This window comes from Erythrobacter sp. WG (assembly GCF_026586795.1).
Classification (GTDB): Bacteria; Pseudomonadota; Alphaproteobacteria; order Sphingomonadales; family Sphingomonadaceae; genus Erythrobacter.
Genome location: NZ_JAPFGY010000007.1, coordinates 61,503 through 85,511, shown reverse-complemented (window position 1 = coordinate 85,511; position 24,009 = coordinate 61,503). Strand labels below are relative to the sequence as shown.

The window sequence follows — 24,009 nt, the reverse complement described above, 5'->3', positions numbered from 1 at the left end:
GCACGTAAGGGGAGCACACTATGCGGACGATCATCAGGATCCTTGGCCCGGGGATGGCAACGCTGGCCGCCGCCTTGATGCCTTATGCCATCGCCCAGGCCCAGGCCCAGGCCCAGGACGCAGCGCCGCGGGTGACACCGGCATCGTCCGCCGGTCAAAGCCCGCCCGAGCCGGTGCGGATCGCGCCGCCGCCGGCGATGATCTACACCTCCGAGGCCCCCGCGACCGGCAGCCAGGTGCCGCCTGCCGACGTCTTCGTGCGGATCACCGGCGGCGGCAGGGAATTGTGGTCGGGCGACCTGCGTGTCGAAGCGCAGCGGGGCGCTCAGTTCAACATGACCTTGCAGCAAGGCGATGCGGTCTGCGCCGACCAGAGCGAGCGCCAGATCTACGCGCGGCGTCAGACGGGTCTCAATTTCACCTTGCGCCAAGCCTATGGGCGCAGCGAGGGCCAGCCGCTGTCGCTGACCGCATCATGGACGCGGCCGTCTGCGGATTGCGCGCTTCCCGGGACGCGCACGGTCGGGATCGAAACCGCCATCGTGCTTGCGCCTGGACAGAGCCGGGCGATCGAAGGCGATGGGGGGCTGCGCATCGAGCTCACCCGGCGGCGGTGATGCGCGGACCCGTCCGGGCCGGGGCGCTCCCTGCTTTCCTGCTGGCCGCGTGCCTCGGGATGGCGGCCCCGGCGGCGGGACAAGAGCGCGAAATGCCGGCCGCGCAAGACGACGCGCCGCAGCGCGATCATCGCCGAGGTGGTGCCGATCGATCTGGCCCATGGCTACGAGTTCAAGGTCTATGCCCATTGGACCCGGCGACCCGACGACTGCGCCGAAAGCGGCCAGCGCGTCTCGCAGATCAAGGTGTTCGTCCCGATCGGCGCGGGCGAGACGCGGGTGATCGAGGGAGCGGGCGGGCTGGTGGTGACGGTCACGCGCCGGACGTGATCCGGGCGGCCGTCAGGTGCCCTCCGCCATCCGCGAGCTGCGCAGCTTGGGCTTTTCGCTGAGCCCGCCGTCGCGTTCGAGCTGTTCGCGGTATTCGTCGCGCTTGGCGTGGATCGAGGCGATCACCGGTCCCATCGCGACGCCGATCTCGACCAGCACGGCTTCCGAGAGTTGCAGCGAGGCCTCCAGCGTCTCGGGCACGGCGTGGCTCGCCCCGGCGCGGTAGAGCGCGGCGGCATGATCGGGGTCGCGCGCGCGGGCGACGATCAGGAGATCGGGATAGGTCTGCCGCAGCTTGGTCACGAGCCGCTGGGCGAGCACCGGCTGGTCCATGGTCAGCACCACCGCCGGGGCGGTCTCGACCCCGAGCCGGGCGAGCGCGTCGCCGCGCGCCGCATCGCCGAAGGTCGCGCGGTAGCCGTCGCGGATCGCGGCGGTGACGAGGTCGGGGTCGGTGTCGATCATCACATAGGGCTTGCCATGCGCCTGCATCATGTCGGCGACCAGCCGTCCGACGCGGCCCCCGCCGACGATGATCGTGCGCTCGGCCGCGTCGTCCTCGAGCGGCGCGGCAGGCGCGCCGTCGACCCGCCGGGCGAGCATGGCGCCGAGCCGGGCGAGGAGCGGGGTGATGGTGAGGCCGATCGCGGTGACGGTCTGCCAGAAGCGCGCGGTTTCGGTGTCGACCACCAGCGCGCTGGTCGCGGCGGCGAGCACGATGAGGGTGGTCTCCGACGGGGAGGCCATCAGCACGCCGGTCTCGGCTGCCGTGCCGCGCCGGGCGCCCATCAGCCGCAGCAGGATGCCGGTGACGACCGCCTTGAACACCAGCACGCCGACCACGGCGGCCGCGAAGGCGCCGAAGCTCGCCGCGATCTCGGCAAGGTTGATGCTCATGCCGACGGTGATGAGGAACACGCCCAGGGCAAGGCCCTTGAACGGCTCCATGATGAGTTCCACCTCGGTGTGGTATTCGGTCTCGGCGATCAGCAGCCCGGCGATCAGCGCGCCGACGATGGGGGACAGGCCGACCAGCGCGGTGGCGAGGCTCGCGCCGATCACCACCAGCAGCGAGGCGGCGAGGAACAGCTCGGGGTTCTTGGTGCGCGCGGCCTGGGCGAACAGGCGGGGGAGGGCGAACCGGCCCGCCACCAGCAGCACGCCGACCACCAGCGCGCCCTGCCACAGGGTTTCGGCCAGGCCCGACCACCCCTCGTCCGCCGCATTGGGGGCAAGCGCGCCGAGGATGAAGATGATCGGCACGATCATGATATCCTCGAACAATAGCATCGACAGCGCCGCGCGGCCCACCGGGGTGCGCGTGCCGCTGATCGGCAGGACGATGGCGGTCGAGGAGAAGGCGAGCGCGAAGCCCACCGCCAGCGCGCCCGCAAGGCTCATGCTCCCCGCCACCCCGAGGAAGGCGGCGAGCGAGGCGCCGATGATCAGCAGTTCGAGCGCGCCGAGGCCGAACACCAGCCGGCGCATCTCCCACAGGCGGTTGAAGGACAGCTCCAGCCCGATCGCGAAGAGCAGCAGCACGATCCCGAAATCGGCGAAGGGCGCGAGCGCCTCGCGGTCGCTGATCGTGACGTAGTAGAGCCAGGGCACCCGCTCGACCAGCGAGCCGAGCCCGAAGGGGCCGACCGCCACGCCGATCAGGATGAAGCCGATGATCGGCGTGATGCGGAACCGGGCGAAGACCGGGATGACGATGCCCGCCGCGCCGAGGATCACCAGCGCGTCCGACAGCATCGGGGAGAGTTCGAGTTCGCCAGCCACGTGGTGGGCTTAACCGGCGGGGGCGGGGCTGTCACCCCTTGCGACCCGGGCACGAAAAAGCCGGGCGGTCCGATGGCGCCGCCCGGCTTTCGCGGTGTCGGGTCGGATCAGGTCAGGCCCAGGAGGCCATCTCCGTCTCGAGGTTCTGGACGATCGTCTCGAAGAACTGCTCGGTGGTCTGCCACGCCTGGCCCGGGCCGATCAGCAGGGCAAGGTCCTTGGTCATGTAGCCCTTTTCGACGGTCTGGATGCAGACCTTCTCGAGCGTTTCGGCAAAGCGCACTACGTCGGGCGTCCCATCGAACTTGCCGCGATACATCAGGCCGCGGGTCCAGGCGAAGATCGAGGCGATCGGGTTGGTCGAGGTCGCCTTGCCCTGCTGGTGCTGGCGATAGTGGCGGGTGACGGTGCCGTGCGCGGCTTCGGCCTCGACGGTCTTGCCGTCGGGCGAGAGCAGCACCGAGGTCATCAGGCCGAGCGAACCGAAGCCTTGCGCCACGGTGTCCGACTGCACGTCGCCGTCGTAGTTCTTGCACGCCCAGACGAACTTGCCCGACCACTTCAGCGCCGAGGCGACCATGTCGTCGATCAGGCGGTGTTCGTAAACCATGCCCTTGGCCTTGAACTGCTCGGCGAAGCCTTCGGTGTCGAACACCTCCTGGAACAGGTCCTTGAAGCGCCCGTCATAGGCCTTCATGATCGTGTTCTTGGTGCTGAGGTACACCGGCCAGCCGAGGTTGAGGCCGTAGTTGAAGCTTGCGCGGGCGAAGTCGCGGATCGAATCGTCCAAGTTGTACATCGCCATCGCGACGCCGGCGCTGGGGAAATCGAACACGTCGAGGTCGATCTTTTCGCCGTTTTCGCCGTCCCACACCAGCCGCAGCTTGCCGGGGCCGGGGATCAGGGTGTCGGTCGCCTTGTACTGGTCGCCGAAGGCGTGACGGCCGACCACGATCGGATCGGTCCAGCCCGGCACGAGACGCGGCACGTTGTCGATCACGATCGGCTCGCGGAACACCACGCCGCCCAGGATGTTGCGGATCGTGCCGTTGGGGCTCTTCCACATCTTCTTGAGGCCGAATTCCTCGACGCGCTGTTCGTCGGGGGTGATGGTGGCGCACTTCACGCCGACGCCGTACTGCTTGATCGCGTTGGCGCTGTCGACCGTCACCTGGTCATCGGTCGCGTCGCGGTTCTCGATCGACAGGTCGTAGTAGTGAAGGTCGATGTCGAGGTAGGGCAGGATCAGCCTTTCGCGGATCCACTGCCAGATGATGCGGGTCATCTCGTCGCCGTCGAGCTCGACGACGGGGTTGGCGACTTTGATTTTCTGCATGGCCTATGCCCTATCCTTCTTGCCCCGTCGGATGCGGGGCCGTTCATGATCGACAGGAAGCTGTCCTGAGCCCGTCCGAGGCCCGTAGATCCCGCGGGGGCTTTAGCAGAGGGACGGGGGCTTGCAAGCACGCGGCTTGCGAATGATACGCAACAGGAGTTGCGCGCGCCGCAGGCACGAAAAAGCCCGCCGGAAGGGCGGGCTCGGCGGAAGATCAGCCGATGGTGGGCGTAGCAAGGATTGAACTTGCGACCCCTACGATGTCAACATAGTGCTCTACCACTGAGCTATACGCCCGCACCATCGGATCGGCACCTCCCGTGGGAAGCGCGGAGCGGCCCTGTATCGCAGCCCTTTGCAAGGTGCAAGCGATTCGCGCCGTGCTTGTCTCAGGCGCCCGCTTCCTCGAAGACGCGTTCCACTTCCAGCACCAGATCGCGCAGGTGGAAGGGCTTGGAAAGCACCCGTGCGGCGGGCTGTTCGCGGCTGGCGCGCAGCGAGACCGCGGCAAAACCGGTGATGAACATCACCTTGGTGCGCGGGGAAATCGCCGCGCAGCGCTGGGCAAGCTCGATCCCGTCCATCTCGGGCATGACGATATCGGAGAGCAGCAGGTCGTAGTCGCCTGTCTCCAGCAGCGGCACGGCATCGGTGCCGCGATCCACCGCGCTCACCTCGTAGCCGGCATTGGTGAGTGCCCGTTCGAGATAGGCGCGCATGGCGTCCTCGTCCTCGGCGAGCAGGATGCGGGGGGTGCGTGTCGCTGTCATGCGGGCGGGTTAACAGACCCGGCTTAAGAAATCTTTGTTCAGCGGCGCGATTTGCTCCGGTGCGGGGTGGATTGTGCGGCGGGCGGGGTGATCGGGCTTTGACAGGGGAGGGCAAACCCGGCAGCAAGGCTGGCGATCATGTCGCCGCGCGCCAGCCCCTCCCGGCCCAATCCCACGCCCTTCCGCGTTTCGACAAGCGGGGGGAGGGTGCCGGGTCTCGAGGATGCGCCCGCCTTCACGCTCACCCGCCCGCCGCGCCTGCGCCTGCCGGTGCTGATCGCCGTGCCCCACGCGGGCCGCGCCTATCCGGCGAGCGTGACCGAAAGGATGCGCGATCCTGCGCTGGCGCAGCTGCGGCTCGAGGATCGGCACGTCGACCGGCTGGGGGTGGGGGTCGCGCGGGAGACCGGCGCCGCGCTGCTGGTCGCCCATGCCCCGCGCGCGCTGCTCGATCTGAACCGTGCCGAGGACGATGTCGACTGGGACATGGTCGAGGGCGGCCGGCCCGCAGGGCTCGCCGCGCCCGATCCGGGCCAGCGCGGCAACGCCCGCGCGCGCAGCGGCCTCGGGCTGGTGCCGCGCCGGCTGCCGGGTTCGGGCGAGATCTGGCGCGGCCGGCTCGCGCCCGAGGAGCTTGCGGGGCGCATCGAACATATCCACCGCGCCTATCACGAAGCGCTCGCCGCCGAACTTGCCCGCATCCATGCCGAATGGGGCGCGGCGCTGCTGATCGACCTGCACTCGATGCCGCCGCTGCGTGCCGCCGAGGGCGAGGTGCGCGCGCCGGTGCTGGTGCTGGGCGACCGTTTCGGGGCTTCGTGCCATCCGGCGCTGATGGGCCGCGCGCTCGCCCATTGCGACGCGCGCGGGGTGCCCGCGGCACAGAACCGGCCCTATTCGGGCGGCTATGTGCTCGACCGCCACGGCGCGCCGCGCGGGGGCGTCCACGCGATGCAGATCGAGGTGTGCCGGGCGACCTATCTCGACCGCAGGCTGGCCGAACCGGGCGCGGGCCTGCCGGCGGTGGCCGCGATGCTGGCGGGGCTGGTGCGCGAGCTTGGCGCGGAGGCCGCGCTGCTCGGCGGGCAGGACGGGTTGCAGCACGCCGCGGAATAGTGTGCTGCTGATGGCAGGGTGACGCTCGGCCGGTGCCAGGCCCCGCCTTGCCCCGCTCCAGACCCCCCTCAGGCCCCTCCTAGGCTTCTGCCAGACCCCGCACAGGCCATCGCTGCGGCGGTGTTTCACGTGAAACATCGGCGGGCCGCAATGCCCGAACGCAAAACGGGCAGGGGCCCTGCGGCCACCTGCCCGTTCATGTGTAAAGGGGTCCCGGAACCCTGCGGGTCCCGGCCTGCCAAGATCAGTTCAGCGCCGGCGCCGGGGTGCCGTCAGCGTTCATCGGCACCTTGCCGAGCGCCATCTGCCGCTCGAAGATCACGCGCATCAGGTTGAGCGAGAAGAGGTGCGCATAGATCAGCGCCAGCATCCCGTTCTTCTGCAGCTCCTCCAGGGTCGCACCCGGCAGATCGCGCAGCTTGTTCTCGTCCACCATGCGGAAGCCGCGATAGACGAAGGGGGTGTCGGGCATATCGTTGCGGGTGATGGCGATCTCGCCGTCCATCAGCAGGCCGTGCCGCTCCAGCTCTTCCATGAACAGCTTGGTGCGCTGGCCGGCTTCCTCGAAGCGGCGGCAGAAATCGAGAACACTTTCAGTATATTCGCTCGGCTTGCCGTCCTCGAACAGGGCCACGCCCTCCTTGTCCTTGCCGAGCATTCCCGGGGTCGGATCGAAGCACAGCGACATATCCTCGCTGCCCGGCTGAAGCTTGGCGAGGATGAAGGGGTAGCGGCGCGCATAGGCGGGCAGGTAGATCGGCTCGGCGATCATCTTGTCCTCGCCGACGAAGACGTTGACGCCCTCGTTGAGGCCGAACAGCGCGATCGGCAGGGCGCCTTCGCCGGTGGTGAACACGATCGGGAAATCGCGCTGCGCGTCGATGAACTCGTCGGTGGTCAGCGGGATCGCGTGGGTTTCGGTGAGGTAGGACGCATCGCCGAGCGAGCCGGCCTTCCAGTCGGCATGGTCGACGCTGTTGACGGGCAGCAGGTCCTTGTAAAACAGCGGAAGTTGGGGTTGCGGCGCGCTGGCCATGACGACATCTCCGGTAGACGTGTAGTGGATGATCCCCTCAGCGAAACCCGAGCGCCCCGCCGAAAGCGCGGCCCTTAGGCGTTTGCGGTGACGGGTGCAAGCGGCTGCGGATCAGGCCGAGGCGGGGGCGGCGATGAGCTTGCCCGGATTGAGCAGCCCCGCCGGATCGAGCGCCTGCTTGACCCGCGCCATCACCGCCAGCGCGACCGGATCGTGGAGCCGGGCAAGCTCGTCCACCTTCATCTGGCCGATGCCATGTTCGGCGCTGATCGAGCCGCCCCATGCGGTGACGAGATCGTGCACCCGGGCGCTGACCGTCTTGCCCTCGGCCTCCTCCCACACGCCGCGCGCGGCGCCGGTAGGGGCGAGGACGTGGAAGTGGACATTGCCGTCGCCCAGGTGCCCGAAGGCGAGGGCAGTCGTGCCGGGGAAGGCCGCCTCGATATCGGGCACGGCGGCGAGGATGAACTCGGGCATCCGCTCGACGGGCACCGAGATGTCGTGCTGCACCGCCGGCCCGCGCGCGCGCTCGGCGGCGGAGATGCCGTCGCGCAGGTGCCAGAACGCCTCGGCCTGCGCATCGCTCGCAGCGATCGCGGCGTCGGCAATGAGGCCGTCTTCGAGCGCCGCGCCGAGTGCGGCTTCCAATGCCTCGCGCAAAGCGGCGTCGTCGGCGGCAGGGGAGACGCATTCGACGAGCGCGTTCCACGCGTGCCGGGCCGCCAGCGGCGCGCGCGCGGAAGGCTGGTGGGCGAGCACGGATTCGAGGCAATGCGCCGGCACCACCTCGAAGCCCTCGAGCGTCTCGCCCATCGCGCGTTCCACGTGCCGCAGCAGGGTGCGCGCCTCGACAATCCCGCCGAGCCCGACCCAGGCGGTCGTCCGCCCGGTCGCGGCGGGCAGCAGGCGCAGCGTTGCGGCGGTGACGATGCCGAGCGTGCCTTCCGATCCGATCATCAGCTGCTTCAGGTCGAAGCCGCGATTGTCCTTCTTGAGCGGGGTCATGAGGTCGAGCACCTCCCCGCTCGCGAGCACCGCCTCGATCCCCAGCACCTGCGCGCGCATGGTCCCGTGCCGCAGCACCTGCGTGCCGCCGGCATTGGTGGCGATCAGCCCGCCGATCGTCGCCGAGCCCTTGCCGCCGAGCGTGAGCGGGAAGCGCAGGCCCGCCGCCTCGGCCGCCTCGTGCAGGGATTGCAGGATCACCCCGGCCTCGCACACCGCCTGCCCCGCGTCGGCCGAGATGCTGCGGAGCGCGTTCATGCGCCGCAGCGAGAGCAGGATCGCGCGACCGCTCGCATCGGGGGTCGCGCCGCCCGCCATGCCGCTGTTGCCGCCCTGCGGGACGATCGGCACGCCATGCGCAGCGCACAGCCTGACCAGCGCGGCGACCTCGGCGGTGGTGGCGGGCGAGGCCAGCGCCAGCGCCCGGCCGGTGTAGCGCCCGCGCCAGTCGGTCAGCCACGCGTCCATGAGCGCGGGATCGGTGGTAATCCCGCGCGGCCCCAGCAGCCCGGCGGCAGCGGCGAGGAAGTCTTCGGTCAGCTCGGGCGTGCGCGCCCCACAAGGGGCGGAAGGTTCGGGAATCATCGTGTCCTTCATGCCACACTTCGGGGACAATATGCCAAGCATTTGGGGGCTTCGTGACCGGCAGTTAAGCCACGGTTCAATCGCCGGTGCTAGGTCGGCGCCGAGCATCTTTGACCCGCCTGCCGGTCAGGCCGCCTTCGCCTTCGGCGCCGCTTCGAGGAGTGATTGTCCCGTCCCATGCACGGCCTGCTCGCCCTGACGCCGCTCGCGCTGGCGCTCCCGCTGCTGGCAGCGGCTCTCGAGCCTGTCGGGGCGGCCGGTGCGCAGGGACCGGCGCGGCAATGCCACGCGCGCGCGATGCCGCAGGCGCGGGGGGTGCCGCATTCCCTGAATCCGTTTATCGCCCTGCGCGATGCATCCACGGCGCAGCAGATCCGCATCGAACAGCGCGTGGTGATCCGTGTGACGCCGCCGGCGCCCTCGGCACGCCGCAACCTGCTGGCCGAACTTCCCCCGGGCGATGCCGCGCCCCGCTACGAGGAAAAGCGCAAGGAGAAGTGCGTGCCCCTCGAGGATATCGCCGCGGTCCAGACCGGCAGCGGCAACCGCCTCGTGCTGTTCATGCGCGACCGGCGGATGCTCTCGGTCAATCTCGAAAAATCCTGCCTCGCCCGTGACTTCTACTCCGGCTTCTATGTCGAGAAGAGCAAGGACGGGCGACTGTGCGTCTCGCGCGACAGGCTCCAGTCGCGCACCGGCGCGAGCTGCGAAGTCGAGACGATGCGCCAGCTTGTCGCCAGAGGCGGCTGACGGACGCGCAGACTGGGCGCGATTCCTTGACTTTTGCACCGCTTTGCGTTGAAAGGCGCCCCAGCCTGACGCAGCGCCTGCGCGCGCGGCGCACCAGCAAACCCGGCAGCACCCCTGCCGCCCATTCTCGGACAGCACACACCTGATGACTTTCGCCGATCTCGGCCTCTCGCCCGAATTGCTCAAGGCCGTGGAAGACGCGGGCTACACCGTGCCGACCGCCATCCAGGCGCAGGCCATCCCGACCGTGCTGATGATGAAGGACCTGATCGGCATCGCCCAGACCGGCACGGGCAAGACGGCGAGTTTCGTGCTGCCGATGATCGACGTGATGGCCTCGGGCCGCCGCCGCGCGCTGATGCCGCGCTCGCTGATCCTCGAGCCGACGCGCGAACTCGCCGCGCAGGTCGCCGAAAACTTCGAGAAATACGGCAAGAACCACGATCTCAAGATGGCGCTCCTGATCGGCGGCGTGCAGATGGGCGACCAGCTCAAGGCCCTGTCGGACGGCGTCGACGTGCTGATCGCCACCCCGGGCCGCCTGATGGACCTGTTCGAGCGCGGCAAGATCCTCTTGAACGGCTGCGAGCTGCTGGTCATCGACGAGGCCGACCGGATGCTCGACATGGGGTTCATCCCCGATATCGAGTTCATCTGTTCCAAGCTCCCCGAAACGCGCCAGACGATGTTGTTCTCGGCCACCATGCCCGCGCCGATCGAGAAGCTGGCCAAGAAGTTTCTCAACAATCCCAAGCGCATCGAAACCGCGCGCGCGGCGACCACCAATGCCGACATCACCGCCTTCAAGGTGCCGGTCAAGTCGCGCGCCAAGCGCGACACGCTGCGCTGGTTCCTCGAGAACGACCTGGTCGAAAACGCGATCATCTTCGCCAACCGCAAGACCACGGTGCGCGAGCTGAACCAGAGCCTCCAGCGCCACGGCTTCCGCTCGGCGGAGATCCACGGCGACATGGACCAGCCCTCGCGGTTGAAGGAGCTCGAGCGGTTCAAGTCGGGTGACGTCAACATTCTCGTCGCTTCCGACGTCGCCGCCCGCGGGCTCGACATCAAGGGCGTCAGCCACGTCTTCAACTTCGACACGCCCTGGCACCCGGACGATTACGTCCACCGCATCGGCCGCACGGGCCGCGCGGGCGCCAAGGGCCGCGCCTTCACCTTCGTCGCCGAGGAGGATGCCGAGGCGATCGCCAATGTCGAGAAGCTGACCGGCAGCGCCATCAAGGTGTTCGGCAAGGCCGACGTGCGGGTCGACCTCAGCGAGGTGCTCGCCAAGGCGGGGACGGCGAAGGGCGATGACGTCGAGGAGCGTGAGGAGCGCCCCGCGCGCAAGCCCCGCCGCGAGCGCGAGGATCGCGAAGCGCGTGGCGAGAGCAAGCCGCGCCGCGAGCGTGAGCGTGACCGGGAGCCGCCGCGCGAGGATCGCAAGGCCCGCAGCCGCCGCGACCGCGACGACGACGAGCCCGGCAAGCCCGGCGAGTGGAACGGGCCGGTGCCGGGCTTCCTGAGCCTCTCCGCGCTCTGACACAGCCTTGCCGGGGGGCGCGATGGAGGAGTTCGACTACGCCGTCACCCTGTTCGGGCTGCTGCTCGGCCTCGCGCTGACCGAGGCCTTGGCGGGCCTCGCGCGCGCGCTCAAATCCCGCCACCATGTCCGGATCGGCTGGTCGACCGCAATGCTCGGCATTCTGGTCGCCTGCGATGTGGTGACCTTTTGGGTCTATGGCTGGCAGATGCGCCAGTTCGTCAGCGCAAGATGGCCGGTGATGTTCGCCGGCTTCGTCGTCACCGGCATCTATTTCGTCGCTGCATCGCTGATCTTTCCGGCCAGTCCGCAGGACGACCACGAAGCCCATTTCGCGGCCAATTACCGGCTGGTGCTGGCAGGCGTGCTGATCTGCAATATCGCACTCTACGCCTGGGTGGTGAGTATCGTGGGTGCCGACAGGATGTTCACCGCGCGCAATATCGTGATCAGCTGGTCGCTGCTTCCCGCGACCCTCATCGCGATCTTTGCGCGCGAGCGCGGCGTCGTGCTGGGATGCATCGGCTGGATGATCGCGCTCTACCCGCTTTCGCTGGTCTGGCCCTGACCCCGTACCGGCAGCGCTTGCCCAAGGGTTAACGCTTTTTTGGCGGTTCCCCTCGTATGGCGCGGGGATGATCGAAGCCGCCTTTGAGTCCGTCAGGGACGATGTCGCCGAACTGGTGCCGATGGCGCTGGTCTTCGCCACGGTGGCCTTCGTCATGAAGCGCGAGGCGATCGTTGCGGCGTTCCAGCGCGCGCGGGGCGAGACGGTCACCAACCTGTGGCTGTGGCTCATCAATGCCGCGGTGATCGTGCCGCTGGTGGGCGTGCCGATCGTGACCGGCACCTCGCTGATTCCGCGCCCTGCCTTTCTCGAGAACTTCTGGCTCAGCGTGCCCGAAATCCTGACACTTATCGCGGCGATCCTGCTCACCGATTTCGCCGCCTATTGGCGCCACCGCTTCGAGCACGCGAAGATCCTGTGGCCGACCCACGCCACCCACCACGCCGACGAGGCGATGACCTGGCTGAGCGTGCGGCGGAAGCATCCCTTCGGACAGGTCATCAGCATGGCCTGCGACAACCTCGTCGCGATCGCACTGGGCCTGCCGTTCTGGTCGATCGCCGCGGCGATCCTGCTGCGCGGGTGGTGGGGCTACTTCATCCATGCCGACGTGCCCTGGACATTGGGCCCGGTCGGCAAGGTGCTGATCTCGCCCGCCGCACACCGGCTCCACCATATCCGCGACGAGGAGCTGATGGGCCACAACTACGGCAACACCGTGGTGCTGTGGGACTGGCTGTTCGGGACCTATCTGGACCCCGCGCCGCACGTGAATTGCGCGACCGGCATCGCCGAGGGCACCCGCGACTTCGCCGGGGAGCTCGCGCGGCCTTTCGAGGCGCGCTACTGGCGCAAGCCCGCCGCTGCCCCGGCGGTCGAGCAGCCCGCGGCCTGACGCCGGGGCCTCAGCCGACCACCGTTACGAAGCTGTCCAGCACCCGCTTCTCGCCCACATCCTCGAACAGGATGGTGAGCTTGTTGCCTTCCTGATCGATCACGCAGCCCGTGCCGAACTTGGCATGGGTGACCATCGCGCCGATCGCGATGTCGCTGCGGGCAGGGGCGGCAAAGCTGGCGGCGGAGCGGGTGTTCTCGCGCACGCGGGCGGGCTTGGGGTCGTAACCGCTGGCGACGGCGCGCTGCCAGCCGGGGCCGCGCTGCTGGGCGCGGTCGGGCCGGCTCTGGGCGACATGGGCGAAGGGGTCCTCCTGCTCGCTCCAGTTGGCCCGCCACAGCGAGGCGCCGCCGGTCAGCGTGGTCTCGCTCTCGATGTGCTCGGCCGGCAACTCCTCGATGAAGCGCGAGGGGATGGAACTGGTCCACTGGCCGTAGATGCGGCGGTTGGCGGCGTGGATGATCGTGCAATGCCGCCGCGCGCGGGTGATCGCGACATAGGCGAGGCGCCGCTCCTCCTCGAGGCTGGCAAGGCCCCCCTCGTCGATCGCGCGCTGCGAGGGGAAGACGCCTTCCTCCCAGCCGGGCAGGAACACGTTGTCGAACTCGAGGCCCTTGGCGGCGTGGATGGTCATGATCGTCACCGTCTCGCCCTCGCTCGCGCGGTCGTTGTCCATAACGAGGCTGACATGCTCGAGGAAATCGCCGAGCGTGAGGTATTCCTCCATCGCGCGGGCGAGTTCCGAGAGGTTTTCCGCGCGGCCTGCGCTTTCCGGCGAACGGTCGGCGGCGAGCATGGCGTTGTAGCCGGATTCCTCCAACACCAATCGCAGGAGATCGGCAGGTGAGAGCGTCTCAGCCTGCTCGCGCCAATGCAAGAACTGGCGCATCAACCCGCCAATAGTGATCGCGGCACGCTTGGGCAGCTCGTCGCTGTCGGCCACTTGCAGCGCGGCCGCTGCCAGCGGCAGGCCGGTGCGCCGCGCGTGGGAGTGCATCGCTTCCAGCGCCTTGGCGCCGAGCCCGCGCTTGGGGACGTTGTGGATGCGCTCGAAGGCGAGGTCGTCCTGCGGCTGGGCGATCAGGCGCAGATAGGCCAGCGCATCGCGGATCTCGGCGCGTTCGTAGAAGCGAAAACCCCCGATGATCCGGTAGGCGATGCCGATCTGGATGAAGCGGTCCTCGAACTCGCGCGTCTGGTACTGGGCGCGCACGAGGATCGCCACCTGGTCGAGGCTCGCGCCCTCGCGCTCCAGGCGCTCGATCGCCTCGCCGACGCGGCGTGCCTCTTCGGGCGCGTCCCACACGCCGATGACCTTGACCTTCTCGCCGCCGTTGACTTCGGTCCAAAGCGTCTTGTCGTGGCGCTGCGAGTTCGCGCGGATCAGGCCCGAGGCGGCGCCGAGAATGTGCGGCGTCGAGCGGTAGTTCTGCTCGAGCCGGATCACCTCGGCGCCCGGAAAATCCTTCTCGAACCTGAGGATGTTGGCGACCTCGGCCCCGCGCCACGAGTAGATCGACTGGTCGTCGTCCCCCACCACGCAGATGTTCTTGTGCCCCTGCGCCAGAAGCCGCAGCCAGAGGTACTGGACCGCGTTGGTGTCCTGATATTCGTCGACCATGATGTAGCGGAAGCGGCGCTGGTAATCGGCGAGGATGTCGTGGTGCTGCCTGAGGATGTTCACCATGTGCAGCATCAGGTCGCCGAAATCGCAGGCGTTCAGTTGCTTCAGCCGCTCCTGATAGCGCCCGTAGAGTGCCGCACCCCGGCCGTTGGCATAGGCCTCGTTTTCCACCGCATCGAGATCGCCGGGGTTGAGACCACGGTTCTTCCAGCGGTCGATGAGCCCCGCCAGCTGGCGGGCGGGCCAGCGTTTCTCGTCGAGATCGGCCTCGGTGATGAGCTGCTTCAACAGGCGCAGCTGATCGTCGGTGTCGATGATCGTGTAATTGTGCTGCAGGCCAACAAGCTCGGCATGGCGGCGCAGCATTTTGGCGCAGATCGAATGGAAGGTGCCGAGCCACGGCAGCCCCTCGGCCGCTGGCCCAAGGTGGTGCGCCACGCGCTCGCGCATCTCGCGCGCGGCCTTGTTGGTGAAGGTCACGCACAGGATCTGCGATGGGTAGGCGCGGCCCGTCGCCACCAGATGTGCAAGCCGCGAGGTGAGCGCGGCGGTCTTCCCCGTGCCCGCGCCCGCGAGCATCAGCACCGGGCCTTCGGTGGCAAGCACGGCGGCACGCTGCGGCGGGTTCAGCCGCGCGGCATAGGCGGGAACCGGGGGGGACTCGGCCGGGGTGGGCAAGGTGTTGCTCATGGTCTCATGCGAACAGGTAGGGAACAATGATGACCGGAGCAAGCGGTGCCGCGCCCTCATGCACCTGTTGCGCGGCAAGTGCCGCAAACGGCCCGCCGCTTTTCAGCCACATTTGCCGCCCGGCGGTTGCGATGGCGGGATGGCCAAGCCCCGCTACCATTGCCTCGGCGCGAACAGGCGCCATACTCACAAGTAACCGGCAAACAGGGAACAGTACCGCCGGAATCAAATGCGTTCGTGATGCTGGGTTAAGTAATGATGGAGATACCCATGCTCAAGTCTTTCAAGAATATCGCTCTCGCCGGCGCGGCCATGACTCTGGCGATGACCCCGGCGATGGCCGGGGCGCAGGAACAGCCGGTGCCGGATACTGACGAACAGACCGAAACCGCCAACCCGAACGTCCCCCAGACCGAACCGGACCCGACGGTGACCGATGGCGTCGCCCCGATGCCGGAGACGACCACGCCGCCGACCAATCCGGACAGCGTGCCGGCTGATGCAGCCACCACCACGCCGGATGCCGCCGCCGACGCCGCTGCGACCCCGACGATGACCCCTGCCCAGCAGCAAGCTGCCATCCAGACGTGGCCGCAGGAGACCCAGGTCTACTACCAGTCGCTCAGCGAAGAGCGTCAGCGGATGTTCTGGGCCCTGTCGGACACCGACAAGGTGCGCCTGAGCAACCTGCCGGAAGAGCAGAAGGAACTGGCCTGGACCCAGATCGAGGCCCAGATCACCAAGGCCCAGGGCTAATCCCCGGGCAGGGCCGGGACGGCATCGGCAAGCCGCAGCAGATGGAGCTTGCCCTTGCCGACCCGGCGCTCGGCCTCGAGCCTGAGGCCGGCCACCACGGCGTTCTCCTTGGCTGATGTCTCGAGCGCAATCCACGTCTCGGGGCCGATCCAGCCGAGGCGTAGGAGCCGGTCGAGGGCAACCTCGCCGGCTCCTGTTTCGTAGGGCGGATCGGCCAGGATCAGGTCGAGCGGACGCGGGGCCGCACGCAGCGCCATCACCGATCCCGCCTCCACCCGCGTCCGCGCCTGCGCGCCGAGGCTTGCGATATTGGCGCGGATCGCGTCGAGCGCGGCGCGGTCCTGCTCGACGAACAGGCAGGATGCCGCCCCGCGCGATAGGGCTTCGAGCCCGAGCGCGCCCGATCCTGCGAAGAGGTCGGCCACCTGCAATCCCTCGAAATCGCCAAGACGGCTGGTGAGCATCGCGAACAGGGTTTCGCGTGCACGATCGGCCGTCGGACGGGTCGCCTCACCCTTGGGCGCGATGAGCCTGCGCCCGCGCCACTCGCCCGCGACGATCCGCATCAGCGCGCGCCCCGCGGCGGGCGCGGCGAGGAGGGGCGCCTGCGCGTGGGCTTGCCCGATGCCGGACCTTCAGGTGCGCCTCGCGGGCCGCGTCCGCCGGGCTTGGGCGCGCGGCGGTCGCTTTTGGCTGAAGCGGCCGGAGCGGCGGCGGGCGGCGCCGGACGGCGCGCCGGCTTCGGCACCGTCGCCATCGCCACCTTTTCCGCCTTCTTCACCCCGCCACGCGGGATCGGCTGGCCCGTCATCTCGGCAATGAAGTGCGCGGTGGGCTTCCCCGTCAGTTCAACCGCCTGCCCGCGTGGCAGGTCCCCGATGTTGAAGGGGCCGTAGCCCACCCGGATCAGCCGATTGACCTGAAGACCAAGGTGTTCGAGCACCCGGCGCACCTCGCGGTTTTTGCCTTCGGTGATCGTCATCTCGATCCACAGGTTGCGCCCCGACGATCGCTCGAGATTGGCGTCGATCGAGCCATAGCGCACCCCGTCGATCTCGACGCCCTCGACCAGATCCTCGAGCTGCTCCTGGCTCACGGCCCCGAAGGCGCGCGCGCGATAGGTGCGCGGCACTTTGGTGGCGGGAAGCTCCATCGCCCGCTTGAGGCCGCCGTCATTGGTGAGCAGCAGCAGGCCCTCGGTATTGAGATCAAGCCGCCCGATCGGCATGAGCCGCGGCGTGCCTTTGGGCAGGGCGTTGCGCAGCGCCGTGTAGATTGTCGGGCGCCCTGCGGGATCGCGCTCGGCGGTGATGAGGCCGGTCGGCTTGTGGAAGGCGAACAGCCGCGTCGCCTCTGCGGCGGCGACGGTCTTGCCGTCCACCGTCACGCCCTGGAGACTTGTGAGGATGGTGGCGGGCGTGTCCAGCACCTTGCCGCCCACCGCCACGCGCCCCTCGGCGATAATCCGCTCGATCTCGCGGCGGCTGGCGATACCGGCGCGGGCGAGCAGCTTGGCTATTCTTTCGCCTTTCGGGCGTTCGCCATCGGCGCGGGTCTCGGAACGTGGAGGCTGGATGGGCATGGCCGGGCCTTAGGTCGCGGCACCGTGCATGGCAATGGGAAGGCCCGGCGGACCTCGCACGAACGGAACTCACCGCCGAGGCGGGAAAGGCCGGCGCGGCCTGCCCCGCCGCGCATGGCTTGGCCTTGCTTGCCCTGGGATCTGCGCGAGTGCGGATGGCGCTGCACTACGAGGATGCGGCAATGCTGAACCGGGAGCGGACGTGCTGCCGAGCGGCGCAGCGGGCGAAGCTGAAGCGAAGGGGCTGAAGCGAGGGGGCTTCAGCTTCGGGCCCCGGCGGCAGCCGCTTGGGGCGCAGGTCTGGTCAGGTTTGCGACCGCCCGGGTGCGAGCCCAATGTGCGGCCCTGGCCAGCGCGGGCACGCCGTTCGCAGCGCAAGCCTTACGGTTGCCGCCGTCCGCATGGCTCCTCAGTTTGCCGCGCGCAGAGCCTCGCTCACGATGGCATCGAAGCGCGCGATGCCACCTTCGAGGGTGCCCAGCGTGATGTGCTCGACTGCGCCGGATGCCAACCCCTGTTGGCCGAGCTCGGCGGCGCGAAAGTCCTCGCTGGCGAAGACCCCGCCATCGAGCAGGTTCCAGCTTTTCTCCCAGTGGGCCAGCGCCTTCTCGCTGGCAGGTGCCTCCGGGATCAGCATGAAGTCCTCGACCAGCGTGAGGTCTGCCGCCTGCGGCATCAGCACCATGACGTTGACGTAATCGGGGCTCGGCACGATCACCGTCGAGGGCAGCAGCTGGTAGGCGAAGGTGACGACGCGGCGCAGCTGCGCCATGTCGGTGAGGTCCACCCCCGCCATTTCCTCGAGCCGCCCGACCGCCGAGCGCTGGTGCGGGCCGATCTGGTCGCCCGCAGTGATCCCGTCCTTGAAGAAGGGGCCGATGGTCGCCGCGTGGAGCCGGGTGACGTGGTAGCTCTCGAGGAAGGCGTCCATGATGAGCTTCCAGTTGCCCTTAACGGTGTGCAGCTTGCGCCGGAACAGGTGCGCCTCGCCGAGCCCGAAGGCGGCGAAATCCGCGCCGAGTGCGCGGGCGTGGGCGAAGTCGGCGCCCTCCTGCGGCGCGAACCAGATGAGGCCTCCTGCCTCGCAATTCGGCAATTCGACGAGGCCGTAGTCCGCCTTGTCCAGCCCCGGGAAGGTCTCGGGGCGGGGGAGCGCCATGAGCCCGCCGTCGAGCCGGTAGGTCCAGGCATGGTAGGGGCACACGAGCCGCTTGGCGCACACCGCCTCGCTGCCTTCGACCAGCCGCGTGCCGCGGTGGCGGCAGACGTTGAGGAAGACGTGGGCAACCCCTTGCGCGTCGCGAGTGACGAGCAGCGGCCGCCCGGTCGCATCGTGCGGCACCGCCATGCCGGGCTCGGGCAGCAGCGCCGAGGGGCAGAGCACCTGCGGCAGCCGGTCGAACAGCGCCGCCTTCTCGCGTGCGAAGTGATCGGGGCAGGTGTAGTTCACGGCGGGCACGGTCTGGATGCCTGCCGCCTGCTTCGCCTCGCCGCCGCGGATAGCCTCGGCGAGCGCCAGCTGGCCGGCCGTCGGCTGCAAACCGGGGACAGTCGTATCGGCGCTGTTCATGCTCTCTTCCCCAATCCTCTCGCGCGCGGCTAGTGTTGCAGAATTCGGCGCCAACGGGAAGGACGAGAGCAGCATGGCCGACACTTCGGCAGCGACGGTGAGAAAGCCGGGCCTGGGCACGCTGCTGCGTTCGCTGCGCAGCCCCAAGAGCGGCTACATGGTGCTGTTCGGCTTCGCGCAAGGGTTGCCCCCGGCGCTGTTCCTCGGCACGCTCTACGCCTGGCTGTCCGAGGCCGAGGTCGATCTCGAGACGATGGGCGTGTTCTCGCTGGTTGGGCTGGCCTATGCCTTCCAGTTCCTGTGGTCGCCGCTGCTCGACAAGGTCGACATCCCGGGCTTGCGCAAGCTCGGCAAGCGTAAGCAGTGGATCGCGCCGATGCAGCTCGTCATCGGCATCGCGCTCGTGGTGATGAGCGGCCTCGATCCCAAGAGCGCGCTCGGCTGGTTCAGCCTGCTCGCCGCGATCGGCGCCTTCGCGTCCGCCACGCAGGACATCGCCATCAACGCCTGGCGCATCGACGTCGCCGACGAGGTGGCGACGATCGATATCCTCTCGACCATCACCCAGATGGGCTTCCGCCTCGCCTCGCTGGTCGGCGGGGCGATCGGCCTCATCATGGCGGATCGCTACGGCTGGCCCTTCGTCTACGTCATGTTCGGCGGCTTCATGCTGGCCATCGGCATCGCCGGACTGTTCGCGCCCGATGCGCACGTCACCGAGGACCGCGTCGCCAACGCCGCCGCGAACCGCGAGGAGGTGGCCGAGCTCTACGCCGTGGGCGAAGTGACACCGGGGGTGCGAGGCCGGGCGCTGCTCGCGGTCGGGGTGCTATGGGCCGCGGCGATCGTCACGGTGGTCGTGTTCATGGTCCGCTCGATGACCGAAAGCCCGGAAACCCGGCCCGACGTCGCACTGTTCACCACCACTGCGGGGCCGCTGATCGTGCTCGCCACGATCGTCCTTCCGGCCTTCATCGCCGCCTGGGTGGTGGGGCAGCAACGCGCCGGGGTGAACGTCATCGCGGCGGGCGAGGGCGAACCGGCCACGCGCGAGGTTACCGCCGCCGACCATCTCTACCGCGCGCTGGTGCTGCCGCTGGTGGAATTCGTCAGCCGCATGGGCTGGTCGCTGATGCTCATCCTTGCGCTGGTGCTGACCTACCGGATCACGGATTCGGTATGGGGCGTGTTCGCCTATCCCTTCTATCTGAAGGAGCTCGGCTACACCGGCGAGGACGTCGCCTTCGCGTCCAAGATCCTCGGCATCTTCGCGGTGCTGATCGGGCTTGCTCTGGGCGGCTGGCTGATCACCGTCTTCGGGCGGATGTTCATGCTCACCGTCGGTGCCTTCGTCGCTGCGGCGACCAACCTCCTCTATGCGAACCTCGCGGCGGGCGGCGCGGCGATGCAGGCGGCGAGCGATGCGATCGGCTTCACCTGGGCGGTCAACACCATAGCGAACGGCCTGGCGCCGCTGTTCTTCGTCGCCGCGCCGCCTTCGGCGGGACTGGCGCGGCTCGCCTTCACGATCTTCTGGGAGAACCTCGCGATCGGCATCGCGGGCGCGGCCTACATCGCCTGGCTCTCGAGCATCGTCGCCAGGCGCTTTGCAGCGGTGCAGTTTGCGCTGCTCTCCTCGCTCACGCTATTGATCGGGACGCTGGGGCGCGGGGCATTGGGGCAGATGATCGAGGTGCGGGGGTACTACGATGTGTTCATCTTCACCACGCTGATCGGCGGGATCGCGGTGGTGCTGTGCATCGCCGAATGGGTGCGGCAGGCGCGCACCGGCGGGGCGGGGGTGGTTGCCCCGGACACGGCGCTGGAAGCGGCCTAGTCGGGCATCTCGTCGTTGAGCCGCAGCACCTCGCCCGCGAGGTAAAGCGAGCCGGCGATCAGCACCGGCAGGCCGTCGTCAGGGAGCATCGCCATTGCGCTCGGCACATCGGGCGCGGCGCGTGCAGCGGGACCGAAGGCGCTCGGCGGGTGCCACTCGTGCCCCGGCACCGGCACGGCGGTGATGCTGGCGAGGGCAGGCCCGAGCGGGCCGATCAGCGAGGCGGGGTCCTTGCCGGCGATCATGCCGATCACGAGGTGCAGGCGCTGACCCGCAAAGTGCTCCCCGATCATCGCGCCGGCCTGCGGATTGTGCCCGCCGTCGAGCCACACCGCGCGCGTGCCGGTGAGCGGGCCCGGCGAGAGGCGCTGCATCCGTGCTGGCCATCGGGCGCTGCGGAGCCCCGACGCGATAGCCTCCGCGCTCACGGGCAAGGCGGCTTGATGCCGCAGCATCGCAACCGCAAGGCCGGCATTTGCGATCTGGTGCGCGCCGGCAAGGGCGGGGAGGGGCAGGTGCAGCTCGCCAGCAGCGTCGCCGTAGGTCAGTCCGTCTGCGGCGCCCACAACGCGCCAAGCGGCGGGAGCGGGGAGGAGGATGGCGCCCTTGTCCCCCGTGACGGCGGCGATGCTCGCCGCTTCGAGCGCCGGGCGCGCCATGCTGACCAGCGGCACGCCGGGCTTGGCGATCCCTGCCTTCTCGAAGGCGATCCGTGCCATCGGCTCTTGCGGCACGCCCTGCTCGGGCGCTAGGAGGAAGCGTTCGTGATCGAGGCCCAACGCCGCGATCCCGCAGGCCGCGAGCACCTCGGGCCCGAGCACGTTGGTCGCATCGAAGCGCCCGCCCATGCCGACCTCGACGACGCAGACGTCGGCGTACGTGCGCGCGAAGGCAAGGAAGGCAGCGGCGATGGTGACCTCGAAGAAGCTCGGGCCGAGGTCCTCGCCTGCGTCGAGCACCTCTTCCAGGGTCGCGGCAAGTTCCGCGTCCGAAACCAGTTGTCCGGCAATCCGGATGCGCTCGTTGTAGCGCACGAGGTGCGGGCTGGTGGTGACATGGACCTTGTAGCCCTCGGCCTCCAGCATCGCGCGAAGGAATGCACAGGTCGATCCCTTGCCGTTGGTGCCCGCGACGTGGAAGGTGGGCGGCAGCTGGCGGTGCGGATTGCCGAGGCGCTCCATCAGCGCGCGGATCGTACCGAGGCCCAAACGCCCCTGCGGCAGGCTTAGGCGCCCAAGCCGATCAAGCTGGGCCTGAACGCGCGGGTCGTCGGATTTGCCGAAGTCTCTCACAGGAAGCCCCTCCCGCCTGCGGGAGGGGTTTGGGGTGGGAACGAATCACGTGCGGACATGGCTCGCACTTGCCCACCCCCTGCCCCTCCCGCAAGCGGGAGGGGGGACTTACGCCGCCTTCACGGGCGACAGATAATCCAGCACGCTGGCCAGCGTCGCCTTCAGCTCGCGGCGGTGGACGACCATGTCGACCATGCCGTGCTTGTGCAGGTATTCGGCGCGCTGGAAGCCCTCGGGCAGCTGCTCGCGGATGGTGTCCTGGATGACGCGCTGCCCGGCGAAGCCGATGAGCGCGCCCGGCTCGGCGATGTGGATGTCGCCGAGCATCGCGTAGCTCGCGGTGACCCCGCCGGTGGTGGGGTCGGTGAGGACGACGATATAGGGCAGGCCCGCGTTGCGCAGGCGCCGGGTCATGACGGTCGCACGCGGCATCTGCATGAGGGAAAGGATCCCCTCCTGCATCCGCGCGCCGCCGGCCGCGGTCACCACGACATAGGCGCATTTGCGATCCAGCGCCTTCTGCGCGCCCTCGCAGAAGGCCTGGCCCACGGCCATGCCCATCGATCCGCCCATGAAGCTGAAGTCCTGCACGCCGACGACAGCGGGCTTGGCGTCGATGAAGCCCGAACCGGTCACGAAGGCGTCCTCATGCGGGTTCGCGGCGCGCGCGGCCTTGAGGCGGTCGGTGTATTTCTTGGTGTCCTTGAACTGGAGCGGGTCTTCGGTGACCTTGGGGAGGGGAAGCACCTCAAAGCCCGGATCGAGCAGCAGCGCCAGCCGCGCGTCGGCGCCGATCCGCCCGTGATGCTCGCACTTGGGGCAGACCGAAAGGTTCGCCTCGTAATCCGCGACGAAGAGCATCTCCTGGCAGGAGGGGCACTTGATCCACAAGTCCTTCTCGGTGGACTTCTTCTCGGGCGCGAAGCCCAGCGAATTGCGGACGCGGGTGAACCAGTTCATGGGCGGTGTCCTAATCGAATTCTTTCGTCATTGCGAGCCGGAGGCGAAGCAATCCATGGACAAACGGTCGAGCAGGCCGCGACGTTCCTCGATGGATTGCCGCGTCGCTGCGCTCCTCGCGATGACGAAATTCTAGCGGGCGGTGTGCACCGCTGCGGCGAGGGCGGCCGTGAGGGTCTTGAGGTGCTTGGGCGCATCGGCGCGATGCTCGCCGCAGATTTCGACCAACGCCGATCCGACGACCACACCGTCAGCCACCTTGGCGATTTCGGCGGCTTGTTCGGGCGTCCTCACGCCGAAGCCGACCGCGACCGGAATGTTGGTGGATTGCTTGATGCGCGCCACATTGGCTTCGATGCTGGCGATCTGCGCTTGCTGCTTGCCGGTGATCCCGGCGACCGAGACGTAGTAGAGGAACCCTTCCGACCCCTCGAGCACCTGCGGCAGGCGCGCCGCATCGGTGGTGGGGGTGGCAAGGCGGATCGGGGCGATGCCCTTGGCGCGCAGGGCCGGGCCGAGCGCGTCATCCTCCTCGGGCGGAATGTCGACGCAGATGACGCCATCGACGCCTGCTGCTGCGGCGGCCTCGGCGAACCACTCTGGCCCGCGGCGCACCATCGGGTTGGCATAGCCCATCAGCACGAGCGGCACTTGCGGGTGCCGTGCGCGAAAGTCGGTGGCGTAGCGCAGCACGTCCGCGGTCGTGGTGCCTGCGCCGAGCGAACGCAGATTGGCGCTCTGGATCGCGGGGCCATCGGCCATGGGATCGGTGAAGGGCATGCCCAATTCGATCACATCCGCCCCGGCTTCCACCAGCGCATCGAGATTGGCCGCGGTGTCACCATCGCCCGCGGTGATGAAGCACACGAGGGCGGGGCGGGGCTGGGCGAAGGTGGTGGTGAGGCGGGTCAATTGATTGCTCATTTCCATTGCAGCGCGAACGATCTCAAAGGCATAGTTACATCGACGACGCCATCAATATCCCAAACCGAGTCCCGCAGATGGAATAATGCTGAATTTGTATGGCCTTGAAAGCGAGAATTCTGCCGGACTACTGAAATCGGAACTAACGCGGCTCTATAAATGGAGTAGTCTTCTCGGAACAGCACGCCAGCCAAGATGTCAAAACCGTCCTGACTCAAATTCCGGATTGCGCTTAGCTGCCTTGATCCGTTGTTGGCAGTGACCCGTCTAGCTTTGATTTGGTATCGAATCCGATCAGCACCCACAGCATCTGCCGCAGGCATAGAAGCAGGAGCCTGCCTCCACTCGAAGGCTTTGCAAAACAGAGTCTCAGCTAAATCTCCAACCGGGTTGTTAGAACTGCGGATGAGTTCGCGCCTACGGAGCTCCTCACCGATCGCG

At 68.4% G+C, this 24,009-nt stretch carries 21 protein-coding genes and 1 tRNA gene; 9 read left to right on the top strand and 13 right to left on the bottom strand.

Going from position 1 to position 24,009, the window contains the following annotated elements:
* The first annotated feature begins 53 nt into the window (after positions 1-53).
* Entirely contained in the window at positions 54-617 is a 564-nt protein-coding gene (locus OPU67_RS05555; protein WP_267618215.1) for a hypothetical protein, read from the top strand.
* Between the two features lie 141 nt (positions 618-758).
* A complete protein-coding gene (locus OPU67_RS05550; RefSeq protein ID WP_267618214.1) occupies positions 759-947 on the top strand; it encodes a hypothetical protein in 189 nt (62 codons plus the stop codon).
* Positions 948-959: 12 nt separating this feature from the next.
* Here OPU67_RS05550 and OPU67_RS05545 read toward each other — a convergent pair whose 3' ends face one another.
* From OPU67_RS05545 to cpdR, 4 genes are all read right to left on the bottom strand, one after another.
* Positions 960-2,729, bottom strand: a complete 1,770-nt coding sequence (locus tag OPU67_RS05545) for a cation:proton antiporter (protein ID WP_267618213.1) — start codon at positions 2,727-2,729, stop codon at positions 960-962.
* Between the two features lie 112 nt (positions 2,730-2,841).
* A complete protein-coding gene (locus OPU67_RS05540) occupies positions 2,842-4,065 on the bottom strand; it encodes an NADP-dependent isocitrate dehydrogenase (RefSeq protein WP_267618211.1) in 1,224 nt (407 codons plus the stop codon).
* Between the two features lie 222 nt (positions 4,066-4,287).
* Positions 4,288-4,362: transfer RNA gene (locus OPU67_RS05535), tRNA-Val, on the bottom strand.
* 92 nt (positions 4,363-4,454) lie between these two features.
* Positions 4,455-4,835, bottom strand: a complete 381-nt coding sequence (cpdR, locus tag OPU67_RS05530; protein WP_267618210.1) for a cell cycle two-component system response regulator CpdR — start codon at positions 4,833-4,835, stop codon at positions 4,455-4,457.
* Positions 4,836-4,973: 138 nt separating this feature from the next.
* Between cpdR and OPU67_RS05525 the strand changes: the two genes are divergently transcribed.
* Positions 4,974-5,951: an N-formylglutamate amidohydrolase gene (locus tag OPU67_RS05525; RefSeq protein WP_267618209.1), complete on the top strand. Its 978-nt coding sequence runs from the start codon at positions 4,974-4,976 to the stop codon at positions 5,949-5,951.
* Positions 5,952-6,195: 244 nt separating this feature from the next.
* Here the strand turns inward: OPU67_RS05525 and OPU67_RS05520 are convergent, their stop codons facing one another.
* Positions 6,196-6,987 carry a SapC family protein gene (locus OPU67_RS05520; RefSeq protein WP_267618208.1) on the bottom strand — a complete coding sequence of 264 codons (792 nt, stop codon included), beginning with the start codon at positions 6,985-6,987 and terminating at the stop codon, positions 6,196-6,198.
* 111 nt (positions 6,988-7,098) lie between these two features.
* Positions 7,099-8,589, bottom strand: coding sequence for an FAD-binding oxidoreductase (locus OPU67_RS05515; protein WP_420708960.1), 1,491 nt, complete (start codon positions 8,587-8,589; stop codon positions 7,099-7,101).
* A 153-nt stretch (positions 8,590-8,742) separates the two neighbouring features.
* On the opposite strand from OPU67_RS05515, the gene OPU67_RS05510 reads away from it, so the two are divergent.
* The 4 genes from OPU67_RS05510 to OPU67_RS05495 all read left to right on the top strand — a co-directional run bounded on the left by OPU67_RS05510 (position 8,743) and on the right by OPU67_RS05495 (position 12,333).
* On the top strand, positions 8,743-9,327 hold the full coding sequence (locus tag OPU67_RS05510) for a hypothetical protein (protein WP_267618207.1): 585 nt from the start codon (positions 8,743-8,745) through the stop codon (positions 9,325-9,327).
* 145 nt (positions 9,328-9,472) lie between these two features.
* Positions 9,473-10,870: a DEAD/DEAH box helicase gene (locus tag OPU67_RS05505; RefSeq protein ID WP_267618205.1), complete on the top strand. Its 1,398-nt coding sequence runs from the start codon at positions 9,473-9,475 to the stop codon at positions 10,868-10,870.
* Positions 10,871-10,892: 22 nt separating this feature from the next.
* Positions 10,893-11,438, top strand: coding sequence for a hypothetical protein (locus OPU67_RS05500; protein WP_267618204.1), 546 nt, complete (start codon positions 10,893-10,895; stop codon positions 11,436-11,438).
* 67 nt (positions 11,439-11,505) lie between these two features.
* Positions 11,506-12,333, top strand: a complete 828-nt coding sequence (locus OPU67_RS05495) for a sterol desaturase family protein (RefSeq protein WP_267618203.1) — start codon at positions 11,506-11,508, stop codon at positions 12,331-12,333.
* 10 nt (positions 12,334-12,343) lie between these two features.
* Here OPU67_RS05495 and OPU67_RS05490 read toward each other — a convergent pair whose 3' ends face one another.
* The gene (locus OPU67_RS05490) at positions 12,344-14,647 is read right to left on the bottom strand and encodes an ATP-dependent helicase (protein WP_267618202.1); all 2,304 of its coding nucleotides are present in this window, start codon (positions 14,645-14,647) and stop codon (positions 12,344-12,346) included.
* A 270-nt stretch (positions 14,648-14,917) separates the two neighbouring features.
* Between OPU67_RS05490 and OPU67_RS05485 the strand changes: the two genes are divergently transcribed.
* Positions 14,918-15,403: a hypothetical protein gene (locus OPU67_RS05485; protein ID WP_267618201.1), complete on the top strand. Its 486-nt coding sequence runs from the start codon at positions 14,918-14,920 to the stop codon at positions 15,401-15,403.
* Here OPU67_RS05485 and rsmD read toward each other — a convergent pair.
* The 3 genes from rsmD to OPU67_RS05470 form a co-directional block, all read right to left on the bottom strand.
* On the bottom strand, positions 15,400-15,969 hold the full coding sequence (rsmD, locus tag OPU67_RS05480) for a 16S rRNA (guanine(966)-N(2))-methyltransferase RsmD (protein WP_267618200.1): 570 nt from the start codon (positions 15,967-15,969) through the stop codon (positions 15,400-15,402). The two genes, OPU67_RS05485 and rsmD, sit on opposite strands and share 4 nt — an antisense overlap.
* Positions 15,969-16,985 carry a pseudouridine synthase gene (locus OPU67_RS05475; RefSeq protein ID WP_420708959.1) on the bottom strand — a complete coding sequence of 339 codons (1,017 nt, stop codon included), beginning with the start codon at positions 16,983-16,985 and terminating at the stop codon, positions 15,969-15,971. Before OPU67_RS05475 ends, rsmD begins: the two co-directional genes overlap by 1 nt.
* A gap of 409 nt (positions 16,986-17,394) precedes the next feature.
* Positions 17,395-18,555, bottom strand: coding sequence for an aromatic ring-hydroxylating oxygenase subunit alpha (locus OPU67_RS05470; RefSeq protein ID WP_267618198.1), 1,161 nt, complete (start codon positions 18,553-18,555; stop codon positions 17,395-17,397).
* A 73-nt stretch (positions 18,556-18,628) separates the two neighbouring features.
* On the opposite strand from OPU67_RS05470, the gene OPU67_RS05465 reads away from it, so the two are divergent.
* Complete coding sequence (locus tag OPU67_RS05465; protein WP_267618197.1) at positions 18,629-20,392, top strand: AmpG family muropeptide MFS transporter; 1,764 nt, start codon at positions 18,629-18,631, stop codon at positions 20,390-20,392.
* Here the strand turns inward: OPU67_RS05465 and OPU67_RS05460 are convergent.
* The 3 genes from OPU67_RS05460 to trpA form a co-directional block, all read right to left on the bottom strand.
* On the bottom strand, positions 20,389-21,684 hold the full coding sequence (locus OPU67_RS05460) for a bifunctional folylpolyglutamate synthase/dihydrofolate synthase (protein ID WP_267618196.1): 1,296 nt from the start codon (positions 21,682-21,684) through the stop codon (positions 20,389-20,391). The two genes, OPU67_RS05465 and OPU67_RS05460, sit on opposite strands and share 4 nt — an antisense overlap.
* A gap of 108 nt (positions 21,685-21,792) precedes the next feature.
* Positions 21,793-22,644: an acetyl-CoA carboxylase, carboxyltransferase subunit beta gene (gene accD / locus OPU67_RS05455; RefSeq protein WP_267618195.1), complete on the bottom strand. Its 852-nt coding sequence runs from the start codon at positions 22,642-22,644 to the stop codon at positions 21,793-21,795.
* Between the two features lie 132 nt (positions 22,645-22,776).
* Positions 22,777-23,568, bottom strand: coding sequence for a tryptophan synthase subunit alpha (trpA, locus tag OPU67_RS05450; protein WP_420708958.1), 792 nt, complete (start codon positions 23,566-23,568; stop codon positions 22,777-22,779).
* Between the last annotated feature and the right edge of the window lie 441 nt (positions 23,569-24,009).

Coding starts and splice junctions, on each gene's coding strand:
- OPU67_RS05555 (WP_267618215.1), top strand. CDS start 54: ATGGCAACGCTGGCCGCCGCCTTGATGCCTTATGCCATCGCCCAGGCC.
- OPU67_RS05540 (WP_267618211.1), bottom strand. CDS start 4,065: ATGCAGAAAATCAAAGTCGCCAACCCCGTCGTCGAGCTCGACGGCGAC.
- cpdR (WP_267618210.1), bottom strand. CDS start 4,835: ATGACAGCGACACGCACCCCCCGCATCCTGCTCGCCGAGGACGAGGAC.
- OPU67_RS05525 (WP_267618209.1), top strand. CDS start 4,974: ATGTCGCCGCGCGCCAGCCCCTCCCGGCCCAATCCCACGCCCTTCCGC.
- OPU67_RS05520 (WP_267618208.1), bottom strand. CDS start 6,987: ATGGCCAGCGCGCCGCAACCCCAACTTCCGCTGTTTTACAAGGACCTG.
- OPU67_RS05515 (WP_420708960.1), bottom strand. CDS start 8,589: ATGAAGGACACGATGATTCCCGAACCTTCCGCCCCTTGTGGGGCGCGC.
- OPU67_RS05505 (WP_267618205.1), top strand. CDS start 9,473: ATGACTTTCGCCGATCTCGGCCTCTCGCCCGAATTGCTCAAGGCCGTG.
- OPU67_RS05500 (WP_267618204.1), top strand. CDS start 10,893: ATGGAGGAGTTCGACTACGCCGTCACCCTGTTCGGGCTGCTGCTCGGC.
- OPU67_RS05495 (WP_267618203.1), top strand. CDS start 11,506: ATGATCGAAGCCGCCTTTGAGTCCGTCAGGGACGATGTCGCCGAACTG.
- OPU67_RS05490 (WP_267618202.1), bottom strand. CDS start 14,647: ATGAGCAACACCTTGCCCACCCCGGCCGAGTCCCCCCCGGTTCCCGCC.
- OPU67_RS05485 (WP_267618201.1), top strand. CDS start 14,918: ATGCTCAAGTCTTTCAAGAATATCGCTCTCGCCGGCGCGGCCATGACT.
- rsmD (WP_267618200.1), bottom strand. CDS start 15,969: ATGCGGATCGTCGCGGGCGAGTGGCGCGGGCGCAGGCTCATCGCGCCC.
- OPU67_RS05475 (WP_420708959.1), bottom strand. CDS start 16,985: ATGCCCATCCAGCCTCCACGTTCCGAGACCCGCGCCGATGGCGAACGC.
- OPU67_RS05470 (WP_267618198.1), bottom strand. CDS start 18,555: ATGAACAGCGCCGATACGACTGTCCCCGGTTTGCAGCCGACGGCCGGC.
- OPU67_RS05465 (WP_267618197.1), top strand. CDS start 18,629: ATGGCCGACACTTCGGCAGCGACGGTGAGAAAGCCGGGCCTGGGCACG.
- accD (WP_267618195.1), bottom strand. CDS start 22,644: ATGAACTGGTTCACCCGCGTCCGCAATTCGCTGGGCTTCGCGCCCGAG.
- trpA (WP_420708958.1), bottom strand. CDS start 23,568: ATGAGCAATCAATTGACCCGCCTCACCACCACCTTCGCCCAGCCCCGC.